Genomic DNA, 11990 nt, shown 5'->3' on the forward strand with positions numbered 1-11990 from the left:
CAAACGCAAGGGTCAACTCCGCAAGCTCGTGACAAACGTGAGCGAGAAGATGCAAACGCAAGGGTCAACTCCGCAAGCTCGTGACAAACGTGAGCGAGAAGATGCTGATCCAGCATCTCAAGGAGATGGTTGATGATGGCGTCATTCGTCGCATCGACTTCAAGACGGTCCCGCCTCACGTCGAATACGAGCTGACCGACTTCGGCAACAGCCTGGCCAAAGTTCTCGCGCCGTTGTGCGAATGGGGAACGCGCCACTCTTCCGAGGTCGCCATCATCGTCCAAAACCGCCAGCGAGCGTCAGAAGCGGCATAGCCGCGACAAAGCCCTCACCCCGGCAGGAACCGATATGCCGACCCTTTCCGCTCGACATATCCGACCCCTGGATAAGTCCAATGGTATCCGAGCATTCGAAGCGGAGCGTTCGCGTTGTTGAGCACGGCGTCATGATCGAGCGCGAGTTTTCGTTCGAAACGCAAGCTCTCGCTTGGGCGTCGGGTCAACACACCAGGCTGAACCTACCCAACCTACCGGCCCCTTTTCCGGATCAGATGCCACTGGTTTAGGTGGAAGAAACTTGATGTTTCCACATGCGCCCACGCCTACGATCGTCGGAAACGCCGACAAGCCGGTGCTCCAGACCCCTGCGGTAATACTTGTAGGCCGTCACGAGTTCCGACTGCTCCACGCGCACTGGCCGCCCCCCGCAATCACTTCGTCCATCACATCAATCCACCCTCAGGCATCGGGTATCAAGTTGCCATTCGCAGCCTGACGGACTGCGCGCGGAGCGGTAGCGACGTAGATGACATACCGTTCCGCTGCGTCTGCGAGAGCTATCGAGGCCTCGCTTTCGCGCCAACCGGCCTCCACCGCCCGAAGTATGATTTCTTTGGTCAAATTATCGAAAATGCGTCGACACTCGCCGATGCGTTGATTATCGTCGACATCATAAATTGGTGGCTTCATCTTTATCTAGCGCCTTTGCCTGCATTCTCAGCGAACTGTAGCCCGGGAGTCTTGTTGGAAGACCTCGGGTTGAGGCGTGAAGCAGCAGGCCCTCTTGGGTTTGCCGAAATGTCCCTCGAATTGGACGGTTAGGTCGGCAGGATCCGTCATTCCCTCTTGGAAGAGGCGGACCATTACTTGATCGCAAGGCTAGTGGCTTGACGCCGTTCGAGAAGAGTATCGCCGGTGTCGCCGACATCACTCCCGTACCCGCGGCACCATTATAAGGTCTTGGCTGGTCAGATATCTAACGGAATTCCTAAGGAAATGAGGCCCTCCTCTTGGTCGGCTATGGTCTGGAGGCCCTCAACAGCAGCGCTCGTAGTGATTACTGCTGGAGGCGGGACCATGCGCCCTCGTCGGTGACAAAGCAAACAGTATCTTCCGCAGATGCTAATACGCAGCTAAGGGTGGTGACGGAATGTGCGCATCTTCTGCTGAACCCATATAGTTTCAAGAGTGCTCAGGCATGAACTTTGGGGCAGTTCAGCGATCGGCCGATCTTCTTGTCATTCAGCAGCGCCGCGTCAAACGCCGCGTGAGAGACCTGCAACTGTTGTCGTCCACGGATAGGCGTTTCGATTGATGGTAGTTCGAAGTAAGCGGCGACCTTTCTTTAGGTGACAAGACGCCCGCCATCCCATTCCCGCGCTGTCTTCGACGGGCTGACCCGTGAACATTTCCCACAGGGGACTAAACCACAGCCTCTCGCCGATCGATTTCTGAGAAAGCCTAACCTGCCCGCTCCCGTCATCGTTCTTGCGGAGGCTTCTCAGCTCCTTATCCTCACCTTGTCGTGACTATTGTGAGGATAAGGCCTCACGTTCGGCGCTCAACTTGCGATGAAGCGCATTGAGTTCGGCGTGCTTCGTTTCCTTAATATTGGGCGATGCCATCTCAGCATCGAGCTTCTTGAGCTGCTCACCGATTTCCGCTGATCGCTCTTTGCTGCCGTCGACCTGTTTGAATTCGATCATGTCAATCTCCTCAATGAATATGCACAAGCTGCCCTTCCGGCAGCATTAGCAAGAGCTTTATTTTGTTTCTCGCTTTACAGGCGAAACGCTCCGCATCACGCGCTGGCGGTTGAGAAAGAACACCAACGTTCATCGCGCGATATCTGCTCGTTGCCAGCAAACGCCGTGAAACGCGGGGACCGGCCCTCACCTGACTCGAGAGATACCCACCGCCAAGGAACTTAAACCGGCTGAACCGGTTGTCTGGTCACGGCCGTGTGAACCCGGTCTGAGAAAGAGAAGAACCTCAATGAAAAATATGATCCTGGCCGTAGCGCTCCTTGGAGCGTCGGCACTGGCGGCTGCCGCACAGACACCCCCCGCCCCCTCCAGCGATGCCGGGACGCCAGCGGTCGCGACGCCGGAGACGAAGAACCCGGCTGCACCCGTCGCAGGCGCGAACAGCTTCACCGAGGCTCAGGCCAAGGACCGCATCGAGAAGGCCGGCTTTACCGAAGTCAAGGACCTCAAGAAGGATGACAGCGGCATCTGGATGGCGGCCGGCATGAAGGACGGAAAGGCCGTCATGGTCGCCCTCGACTATCAGGGCAACGTCGTCGCGAAATAACGCCCCTCCTCAAATCCAAAGGATACTTTCATGAAAACCATTACTGGACTTTTCGACGACTACACCGATGCAAGCTCCGCCGTCAGCGCGCTTGAGGCAACCGGCGTTCCATCGAATGACATCAGCATCGTTTCCAACAACTCGGACGAGCGCCATTCCGACAAGCAGTCGGGAGCTGCGACCGGAGCAGAATCCGGCGCGGGCCTCGGGGCCGTTGTCGGCGGCGCGGGCGGTCTTTTGACGGGTCTCGGTATCATGGCGATTCCAGGCGTCGGTCCCGTGGTTGCTGCCGGCTGGCTTGCGGCGACCGCAGTTGGCGCCGTTACAGGTGCGGTAGCGGGCGGGGCGGCCGGCGGATTGATCGGGGCGTTAACGGGCTCTGGTGTCTCGGAAGACGACGCCAATTTTTACGCGGAAGGCGTCCGTCGCGGCGGCACCCTGGTCACTGCCAAGGTAGACGATGCTCTCGCGCCCGAAGCCGAAGCAATCCTGAAGCGTTCGAACTGGGTCGATCCTACAGAACGCAAGGCCGTTTACAACGAGCAGGGCTGGACACGTTTCGACGACACACTCGACCCGTACGGGCCAGAGGAGATCGAACAGGAACGTGACCGCTACCGTCGCCCTCCGGCGGCCTGATCACAATACACGGCAGCCGTGAACGTGAGCGGAAATCCGATCCCATACATAAATTATTCCAAAACAAAGGAGCCAATCATGGCCAAGCAAACCAAAACACTCGACGTCCTGTTCCACGATACCTTGAAGGATGTCTATTTCGCCGAGCACAAGATCGTTGCGACGCTCCCGAAGATGCATGAAGCGGCCACGAGCAAGCAGCTCAAGGACGCCTTCATGAAGCATCTCGCCGAGACCAAGGTGCACGTCACCCGTCTCGAAGATGTCTTCAAGATCATCGGCAAGAAACCCGAGCAGAAGACCTGCGACGCTATGATGGGCATCGTCAAGGAAGGTGCTGAGATCATGGAAGAGTATGCCGGCGCACCAGCCCTTGACGCCGGCCTTCTTGCCGCAGCCCAGGCGGTCGAACACTACGAGATGTCGCGCTATGGCACCCTGCGCACATGGGCGCTGGAGTTGGGCATGAAGGATGCCGCCAAGCTCCTTCAGACGACGCTCGACGAGGAGCAGGCAACCGACATCGCCCTGACGTCCATTGCGACGAAGGTCGTCAATCAGAATGCCGAGAAGGCTGCCTGACACTGACGCAGCCCTCCGGTCACCGCTTACCGCCGCGGTGACCGGCCAACGCAATTCGGACAGCCAAAAGAAGGAACGCTTCAATGACCGAATTTCAGGATATCAGCATCGTCGAGTTGAACGAGGGCGCATCCGGGGCCTCCGTAGGGCCGCTCACGACAATGGTCCTGCAGCTTTCGGACGTTACGCCCGAGGCCTGGTCAAACGCCTTCAACGAGAGATGGAAGGGCCGCGCACCCGTGATGAGACGGGCCGCAACGGCTTCCGGGAACACGATCACCTCGGCCTGCATGCCCTATGAGCTGCAGAGCCAGATCACGGAACTCAATAAGATTATCGCCGAGACCAATTCTTCCTATCGATATGGTGTCGAGCAGGCGACAGCCCGGCAGGATGCCGATCTCAAGCATTTGAAGGCTACCCTGAAATACGACTAAGGACAGGCGCTCGACGGAGACATTTCTCGTTTGTCGTCCTCACCTCAGCGTCATGCCGCCCGAAATGACTTCCCCGCTTCGAAGCTGTAAGATCACAGGTACAGAAGGAGCGATACCATCGATGACATCCAGGTAGGCGTCCAGGCGATCGGCCGGATGTCCGAGGTTCCCACAATCCTCGAAGTGATCTGCGCTGTCGCTCGAGTCACTGACAGCCGCTGCATGGTCTGCGCCGGTCTCGACAACGTCGATTTCGGGCTAAGGGTGGGTGGAGAACTCAAGGTCGAGTCGATGATTTGCCACGAGATCCGTCAAAGCCACGATCTTGTTGTCATCGACGACGTCGATGACAACCTCCAGTACCGCGACCATCACACACCTGCGATCTATGGCTTGAGAAGCTATATCTCCGTCCCGATCATGCGTCGCGACGGCAGCTTTTTCGGAACGCTCTGTGCCATCGACCCAGCACCTCACAAGGTCGACAATCCCGAGACGATAGGCATGTTCCAGCTCTTCGCCAAGCTGATTGCCAAGAATCTGGATGGCAATGCCGATGTCGTTCAGGCGCAGATCGACCTTGCCGAGGAGCGCGAGCTCGCGGTCGTTCGAGAGCAGTTCGTCACGGTGCTTGGTCATGATTTGCGAAATCCAATCGCTTCCATATTGGCGGGCATCAGACGCTTAAATCGCGCGGAGTGTATGGACGCGGACAATCGTGACGTTCTTGGTCTCATGTAGTCGAGCACCGTGCGCATGCGCGATCTCGTTGACAACGTTCTCGATTTCGCAAATGCGCGCCTCGACGACGGATTGGAGTTGGACGTTTTGGCAGAATCCTTCCTGCGCCCGGTTCTGGAAAACGTCGTTGAAGAGATCCGGTTGGTGCATCCAAATCTGGCTATCGTCTCCAATTTCGAATTCGATCGCGACGTCCGTTGCGACCATCCCCGCATTTCCCAGCTTCTTTCGAACCTAATCGGCAATGCCGTGACACATGGCGACCGCACAAAGCCGATCGAAATCGGGGCAACGACGACTGGAGACACCTGGAACTCTGGGTCGCCAACAGTGGCGAGCCGATGTCAGAAAAGGCCAAGCCGGCCCTGTTTCGGCCCTTCTTCGGAGGCGAAGTCAGAAGCAKCCAGCAGGGTCTGGATCTTGGGTCTCTATATAGCGAGCGAGATCGCCAGAGTGCACGGCGGAAAACTCTCTGTGCACTCGGACGAATCCGATACCCGGTTTACGTTGACGATGCCCCTATAGTCCAGCCGGCGCGGATGCCATGAACGGCGGGCGCCCGTGCCGCATATCAGCTGATATCTCGGGGCTTGCTTGGTCCGTTCGGAAAGTGAGCTTTCAATGCTTCAAGAACGGTTTCAGCAGAAAATGGCTTCTGAATAAAACTCGCGTTGCCCGGGAGGTCCCCCTCTTTCGGCATTCTCGCTCCGGATGTGACGACCACCTCTATGTTCGGCCACCGCTCGGCGACCTTCTTGGCCAGCATGAAACCGTCAAGGTCCCCACCTGTCTGCACATCCGTAAAGAGTAGCTCCAACGAGCTGTATTTTTCGAGGAACGCGAAAGCTTCGTCGGCCGTGGCCGCCTCTACGACGTGATACCCGGCATCTGACATGAGGTCGGCGGTATCCATGGGTATCAACGGTTCGTCATCCACGACGAGTGCAATGGGTTCCGGGACCATGTCGAGTTGCTCACTATCCATGTTCGGTAACACCATCCGTGAAGGCTTGTTCCAAGCTTTTGATATGATTCCGAAAATAACCGCGAGAGAAAGTGTCGTCGCAGGTGTAGGCGACATTGTCGGTCAGATCGTGCTCCTCAAATTTGTCCGCGAAATAGCGCTCAAGGAGGTGATCTTCTCGCTTCGCAGAACGGGCACGTTTGAAGCCGGATGGACTGTCTAGTGAACAAAACGCTGAGTACCTTCACGATCACGGCCAGACGAGGGTCCGCCGGCATGAACTGCGGCCGTTGGAAGTGACCTTACCATTCTGAAGTCACTCCGCCGTGGCCGATATCCTGTGCTCTTCGAGCGAAGATTGCTTGCAGACTAACCTCAGTTCAACAAATACTTCGACCCTCAGCGGGGTCGGGATCGCGCTCGTATGCCTTGCGAAGATTTGCAATCTCCGCGACGATCGCGTCATACACGTCCGCCTGCTTGGCGCCCTTCACAACCAGTGTGTCCACGAAGTCTTCAAGTTTCAGCCGCAGGTCTTCCCGCCAATCGACCCTCATCGCCGTTCCTCCGGCTGAAGACGAACGTTCCGGCACATAATTTTCCAGGTCGGGCAATGTGTCGAAGTGCGGGTCCTCGAAGCGGCACCCTCGTCCGGTTCGGGATCGGGGGACGGCTCTTCGCCGGGGATGCGGTCGGGATCGCGTGGCGGCGTATCGACTGGCGGGGGTGATATCGGCGGTACGATAGGTTCGTTCGGCACAGACATTGGGGTTGCTCCTCGCTGGCAAAACGTAGGAATTGAGCGCTAGTTCCGTTGACGCTCGACCATTCCAATCCCATTTGCTCCGATATGCCCAAAACGAAGACGAAAAAGAAAGAAAGCGACGATCCCGAGCTGATCAGGGAATGGCCGCTTCCGGTAACCGCGACGCTTGGATCCGCGATCCGGGTCAAGGGAATCCTGCAGGAGATCCGCTCCCGGCTGCCGTCGGCGGTCAGGAAGTCGTTGGACATGCAGGCGAGCGCACTCACCCTCATCATGCCGGAGACTTCCAAGACGGCGTTCCGAGCGACCTCGACGGCCGTCGCCACGGCACTGACGGACATCGCCAACCTTCCGATCATCCCTCGGGAGATCGAGGATATCCTCACGATAACGGCTTCAGAACGAAAGCGTTGGGTGGATGACGGCCGCCTGCCGAGCGCCGGAACGCGAACGGTCAGATTGCAGGGGCGGCGGGCCAGGAAAATTAGGTTCCACGTATTCGATCCCCGTGTCGTTGAAGATTTGCTCGACCGCGCCGCCGTGGACGAATGGCGAGAGGAAGACGCGGCGGCGAAGGCAGAAAATCGCAGACGCGCCGCGTACCAGGCGAAGCTGACGCGTTCGCTGAAAAAGCAAGAGAAAGCCGGGCGAACTGAACAGAACGCTGACGAACCTCTGCGCGGATTGAGCGGATGGGAGGAATTCGGGAATGACGGCCTGCTGCGCTAGGATTGTTGGCATTGCATTCCTCTGTGATCGCTGGGTTAGCCGCTTCACAATGGTTGTCGAAAACTTTGCGGTTTACGTCCGCGCTGTGCCCACATTGCGCACCCGCAGCGAAACTACCTACGACTTCGGCTTAAAGAATCTATTGGCTTCGTTCATCGCATTCCGGGCGGAGCCATACAGCTTGCCCACCGCATCGCGCATTTCGGAAAACGCCTGCACCGTTCGCGGCGAGATGTAGTCGCCTCTGGTTTCGGCGTTGAGCCGCAAAGCTCTCTCGCAATCGGCGGCAATTTTATCCAGCTCCGGGGAAACCTTATAAAGCCGCTCCAAAATGGCTTCGATGTCGCCCTTGGCGCGTTCCGACATTCGTTCTGACATCAAAACCTCACCTCTGCGTGGCGCACCACATTTAAAGCAACGTTCCCTGCTCGTCTTTGTCAGTCACTGTTACTTCCGCGTCGCCACGACGGCGAAGTTCGGTCTCCGCGCTGAAACGGACGTCGGTATCCCGATCGCGAGCGAACACTTGTAATGTCGCAATATCCAGTTGATCCCAACTCTTGCCGCGCTCGGTGCCAGAAGGCACTCGTGGCAACAGTCCCGGCTCTCCGCTCCATTCCACCAACTGCTCGAAGGTGGACTCATTCAGCATGTCCCGCAGATGGTGTGCGGTCACGTACGCGTCGGGCATCGCGCGATGGGCGGGAAGGCCGATCGCGTGCACCAATCCCTCGGGCATGCGCAGATACCGGAGCATCTGGTTGGAAAACCTGGGCAGTTGAGGCCACAGACGAAGTGCGCATTTCCACGTACATATCCAGGTCGCTCCACCGGTAAATCTAGGCGTGCAATATCGTTGCTCGAAAGCTGCCCGATGCGCAGCCAGCGCGATTGCCCCACCTTGCGGCCGTAAGATGCTGGACGCGACCTCTTTCCAGAAAGGTGCTGTCGCCACCTCGACATCCAAGATGTGATGGATTGCCATCGTATCACGAGAGATCGGTCTCCCTGGATTTATGAGCAGCGAGCCGCGCTCATCATCAACCCGCCAAACGCCGTCATTCCCAAGAACAACGTCCTGCCATCCGATCTCGCAAACATCATTCGGGCCGTTCCCGCCTGTTTCGAGGTCTATGACCCGGATGCGAGATTTTTGATTTGGAGGAGTTAATGCGATCCCGCCGCTATCAATCAACATACCTGGATATTTCGGCGCGCTCGCGGAAAAGTCCAGAGACCGATCCGGCGGCGGTCGACAGGCTTGCCAACTATTTTCCCAACCCTAACGTTATGGCATGGCCCAGTTAAGATTTCAGCATCTAAGAATTGGGCTGACCAATATTGGTCCGCAATCGAGGTTTTCACTGGATGGCCGTCCGATTTTCATGGCGTGATCCTAGTCACCTTGGAATCGGATGAAGCCGACCGTATCGTCGATATCCTGAACCTTCGCGACATGGCTAAAAGAGGCCTGCTCCACCACTGTCGCTACTCCATTCTGGAGAATGTTCTGAGCAGCGGATCAGCACCGCGATCTATTTGGCACCTCCAAATCGCAGAAGTAGAGCGGCGATCGTCTCGCCGGTCCGTCAAGAATTCGTTCCAGATTGCCCACCCCAATCACGCTGCAGCGAGCGTTGCGATTTTCGCTTTCACGGCCGGAACGACTTCCTGCCCATACAGCTTGATGCCCCGCTTAAGGGACTCATGTGGCATCGTGCCGATGCTGTACTTCAACTGAAAGCGCTGAATACCGAGCGTCTCGATGACCGGAGCGAGCTTTTCGGCCACGGTGTCCGGCGAGCCCACGTAAAGCGAACCCTGGTCGATCTCCGCTTCGTATTCTCTTTCCGTAACCGGCCCCCAACCTCGTTCACGACCGATGCGATCGCGCATCGCCCGATAATGAGGCCAGAACTCCGCCTTTGCCTCGGCATCAGTCTGCCCGATGTAGCCTGGCGAATGAACGCCAACAGGAAGCGTCGGTTGGTTCAGCTTTTCCAACGCCTGCCTATACAGGTCGACGTAGGGTGCAAAGCGATAGGGACTTCCGCCGATAATAGCCAACATCAGAGGTAGACCGTATTGGGCGGCCCGGATCACGGAGTTCGGACTGCCGCCAACGCCAAGCCAAGTCTTCAATGGCCCCTTCTCCACGAGAGGAAACACGCGTTGTCCGGTTAATGGCGCCCTGGTCGTGCCGGACCAGGTCACAGGCTGCTGGTCCAGAAGCTGGGCAAATAGCTCAACCTTCTCCTCAAACAGCGTCTCATAGTCGTCGAGCGAATATCCGAACAGCGGGAAGGACTCTGTGAAAGAGCCCCTCCCCAGGATGACTTCTGCACGGCCATTCGACGCAGCATCAACGGTCGCGAAGCGCTGAAACACTCGCACAGGGTCGTCGGAACTCAATACGGTCACCGCCGAGCCAAGTTTGATCCGATCAGTCACTGTTGCGATTGCAGCCAGGACGGTTTCAGGAGTGGAGATCGCAAAGTCTTCGCGGTGATGTTCGCCAATTCCAAAGAAATCGATACCGACCTCATCAGCAAGGACGGCCTCTTTGATGACGTTGCGAATGACCTGGGCATAGCTCTCAGGTTGGCCGTTTGGATCGTGCGTTACGTCACCAAACGTGTCCAATCCGAACTCGACATCGAAGTTTGTCATGATCATTTTTTCCCTCGGGCCAGGTCGGCCATGTTTGCCGACGCCCTCTCACGTGGATTTTGGGAATTAAGTGATGTGCCGGGCTCGGAAATGAAATGGCGAAAAATTCGATCGTCACCATCGAAATCGTCGAACGGCGTGAAACTACGCGATGCCCCTCGTTCGGTACAGCTTAATCCCCGCCGAGTTCAACAGCACTCCAGACGGACAGGATTTCAGCCTTCGTCGCGGGTCGTGATTTCGATATTGAAGGGATACTGAGCAGGCATCTCGTAAGCTCTAGCTCTTCGATCAGTTGGTAGAGCGTAGTTGGAATAGTCAATACGCGCAAGAAAGCGCATTTGTGGGCCTGAAGCCCTGGCTGCAGGCGGGGTTCCTGGAGTGCCCTGGTTGATATTGAAAATCGCCGCGATTTGAATTGTGGGCTGTCGTGCACGCCGAAACCAACGCGGCTATCCCGACCAGCACGCAGCCGATCGCTATATTCCGAAGCCTTTGCGTCATGATCACCTCCCATGAGGGGCTACACTTATCCACGCAAAATGGTGCTCTATTCGATGGTTGCGAGGCCACAAGCATAGCAGATCTGCACTGAAAAACGCTTTACGCAAAGCCGTCCYTCCGATATCTCCGCCTCACGTCAAATCGCCTGCCGAGTCTGTCGGTTTTTGCGCTTTGAGCAACAAAAAGGGCGCTCCCCGGAAACGGGTTGAGCGCCCCATAAGTTTTCTACGGAACACGTCGCGGCCCGGAACCACCCTAGCGATCGATTTGGTGAAGGGACGACGTTCTTCGTCCCCTCGCCCTGGTCGGGTCGACGTTCTGTTCATGGAGTTCAGCTTCCGCCGTGTCGCGGTCCCGAGACACCCTGATCGAACATTGCAAAAGGTGCCGTGCACCTCTGGCGTCACCAGGAGGCTTTACTAGGCCGAGAATTTTACCGTCACGCCGCGCTGCCGAAAGTAGGCCTGCATCAGCTTCCTACCAGAACGATTGTTCTGGACCAGCCTTGCCGGGTCGAATACGGCCTCTTTCAAACCCTCCCGGGCCAACGCTGCCTTGAGGGTCGCGATATGCGCGTCGATGTCAGCATTGTCAGCCTGGATCGATACATAAACGCGATCTATTGCATCTGCTACGGTCGGTTCGGTCACCATTGTACTCCGGTTCATGTTCCTTGGCGTTACCACGTGGTTCGGCCAGGCCCTATTGTAGTGAAAACTGCTTTCGTCAACCTAGCACGCTGCCCTCGAAAGCGATCGGACATCTAAGGTCAAAGACTTCGGGACTTATCCGGCGTCGACACACGATTTTCGCAGGCAAAAAAAGAGGGCCGACGGAGAACCGTGGCCCATTAATTGTGAAGGTATAAACCTCCAGAGGGGAACAGCTGAAACGACGGAACTGGGAGGAAAGCCGTCGTGTTGCATCAGCTATGACCATAATGCTCTTTTTTTGACCAGTTGGAAAACATTTTTTGTGCAATGCAGCTATGCAGCGGCGGACCATCTAGCCGAGGTAGCGTTACCTCGCTCGTCGCAACGGCGTTGATTGCGGTCGTGCAAACTTACTTTGTGAGCCAAGCAGTCATCTCGCCTTAGGCGGCTGCTCCCACCCGAAAAACCGGCAAATCATGTTGCACACCTCGAAGATGCGCAGTTCTCGGCTCGACCGCAAAAGCCGCCAGTCCGTCGCGAACCCCAATCGCTTCGTAAACATCCTGACTGACGAAAATCTCGTCAGCGTCGGCAAGGTCTTGGACGCGCGCAGCGATGTTCACAGTCTGGCCGAAATAGTCGAGGCGCTCGTTCAGCGTAACAGCAATTGCCGCGCCTTTGTGGACGCCGATTTTGAGGATCAGAGCGTTATCT

At 56.9% G+C, this 11990-nt stretch carries 16 protein-coding genes and 2 pseudogenes; 9 read left to right on the top strand and 9 right to left on the bottom strand.

From position 1 onward, the window contains the following. Positions 1–65: 65 nt before the first annotated feature. Positions 66–314 (top strand): annotated as a pseudogene (locus AC1D35_RS32725) (winged helix-turn-helix transcriptional regulator); the annotation flags it as partial. A 14-nt stretch (positions 315–328) separates the two neighbouring features. Here AC1D35_RS32725 and AC1D35_RS32730 read toward each other — a convergent pair. Together AC1D35_RS32730 and AC1D35_RS32735 are read right to left on the bottom strand one after the other, a co-directional pair. Next, positions 329–427 (bottom strand): annotated as a pseudogene (locus AC1D35_RS32730) (MBL fold metallo-hydrolase); the annotation flags it as partial. A 1380-nt stretch (positions 428–1807) separates the two neighbouring features. Further along, positions 1808–1984, bottom strand: a complete 177-nt coding sequence (locus AC1D35_RS32735; protein ID WP_477942001.1) for a hypothetical protein — start codon at positions 1982–1984, stop codon at positions 1808–1810. A gap of 289 nt (positions 1985–2273) precedes the next feature. Here AC1D35_RS32735 and AC1D35_RS32740 point away from each other — a divergent pair, with 289 nt between their 5' ends. From AC1D35_RS32740 to AC1D35_RS32765, 6 genes are all read left to right on the top strand, one after another. After that, positions 2274–2591, top strand: coding sequence for a PepSY domain-containing protein (locus AC1D35_RS32740; RefSeq protein ID WP_477942003.1), 318 nt, complete (start codon positions 2274–2276; stop codon positions 2589–2591). 30 nt (positions 2592–2621) lie between these two features. Continuing rightward, positions 2622–3230, top strand: a complete 609-nt coding sequence (locus tag AC1D35_RS32745) for a general stress protein (protein WP_477854734.1) — start codon at positions 2622–2624, stop codon at positions 3228–3230. Positions 3231–3308: 78 nt separating this feature from the next. Continuing rightward, positions 3309–3812, top strand: a complete 504-nt coding sequence (locus AC1D35_RS32750) for a YciE/YciF ferroxidase family protein (RefSeq protein WP_113300548.1) — start codon at positions 3309–3311, stop codon at positions 3810–3812. Positions 3813–3895: 83 nt separating this feature from the next. Beyond that, positions 3896–4249: a hypothetical protein gene (locus AC1D35_RS32755; protein WP_477942005.1), complete on the top strand. Its 354-nt coding sequence runs from the start codon at positions 3896–3898 to the stop codon at positions 4247–4249. A 156-nt stretch (positions 4250–4405) separates the two neighbouring features. After that, positions 4406–4990, top strand: a complete 585-nt coding sequence (locus AC1D35_RS32760) for a GAF domain-containing protein (protein ID WP_477942007.1) — start codon at positions 4406–4408, stop codon at positions 4988–4990. Positions 4991–5005: 15 nt separating this feature from the next. Next, positions 5006–5515, top strand: a complete 510-nt coding sequence (locus AC1D35_RS32765; protein WP_477942020.1) for a sensor histidine kinase — start codon at positions 5006–5008, stop codon at positions 5513–5515. Between the two features lie 46 nt (positions 5516–5561). On the opposite strand, the gene AC1D35_RS32770 is transcribed toward AC1D35_RS32765, so the two are convergent. Next, complete coding sequence (locus AC1D35_RS32770) at positions 5562–5954, bottom strand: response regulator (protein WP_477942009.1); 393 nt, start codon at positions 5952–5954, stop codon at positions 5562–5564. Between the two features lie 19 nt (positions 5955–5973). Here AC1D35_RS32770 and AC1D35_RS32775 point away from each other — a divergent pair, with 19 nt between their 5' ends. Further along, positions 5974–6177, top strand: a complete 204-nt coding sequence (locus tag AC1D35_RS32775; protein ID WP_477942011.1) for a hypothetical protein — start codon at positions 5974–5976, stop codon at positions 6175–6177. Between the two features lie 157 nt (positions 6178–6334). On the opposite strand, the gene AC1D35_RS32780 is transcribed toward AC1D35_RS32775, so the two are convergent. Then, positions 6335–6547, bottom strand: coding sequence for a hypothetical protein (locus tag AC1D35_RS32780; RefSeq protein WP_477942024.1), 213 nt, complete (start codon positions 6545–6547; stop codon positions 6335–6337). Positions 6548–6804: 257 nt separating this feature from the next. Between AC1D35_RS32780 and AC1D35_RS32785 the strand changes: the two genes are divergently transcribed. Then, complete coding sequence (locus AC1D35_RS32785; RefSeq protein ID WP_477942022.1) at positions 6805–7449, top strand: hypothetical protein; 645 nt, start codon at positions 6805–6807, stop codon at positions 7447–7449. A 117-nt stretch (positions 7450–7566) separates the two neighbouring features. Here the strand turns inward: AC1D35_RS32785 and AC1D35_RS32790 are convergent, their stop codons facing one another. The 5 genes from AC1D35_RS32790 to AC1D35_RS32810 all read right to left on the bottom strand — a co-directional run. Beyond that, positions 7567–7827: a hypothetical protein gene (locus tag AC1D35_RS32790; protein WP_477942012.1), complete on the bottom strand. Its 261-nt coding sequence runs from the start codon at positions 7825–7827 to the stop codon at positions 7567–7569. Positions 7828–7858: 31 nt separating this feature from the next. Then, on the bottom strand, positions 7859–8647 hold the full coding sequence (locus AC1D35_RS32795; RefSeq protein WP_477942014.1) for a DNA polymerase III subunit epsilon: 789 nt from the start codon (positions 8645–8647) through the stop codon (positions 7859–7861). Between the two features lie 422 nt (positions 8648–9069). Further along, a complete protein-coding gene (locus tag AC1D35_RS32800; RefSeq protein ID WP_477942016.1) occupies positions 9070–10119 on the bottom strand; it encodes an LLM class flavin-dependent oxidoreductase in 1050 nt (349 codons plus the stop codon). Between the two features lie 923 nt (positions 10120–11042). Then, the gene (locus AC1D35_RS32805) at positions 11043–11276 is read right to left on the bottom strand and encodes a hypothetical protein (protein ID WP_007815410.1); all 234 of its coding nucleotides are present in this window, start codon (positions 11274–11276) and stop codon (positions 11043–11045) included. A 440-nt stretch (positions 11277–11716) separates the two neighbouring features. Further along, on the bottom strand, positions 11717–11990 hold a 274-nt coding region (locus tag AC1D35_RS32810; protein WP_477942018.1), incomplete at its 5' end, for an adenylate/guanylate cyclase domain-containing protein.

The organism is Rhizobium sp. P1_E6 (genome assembly GCF_056405875.1).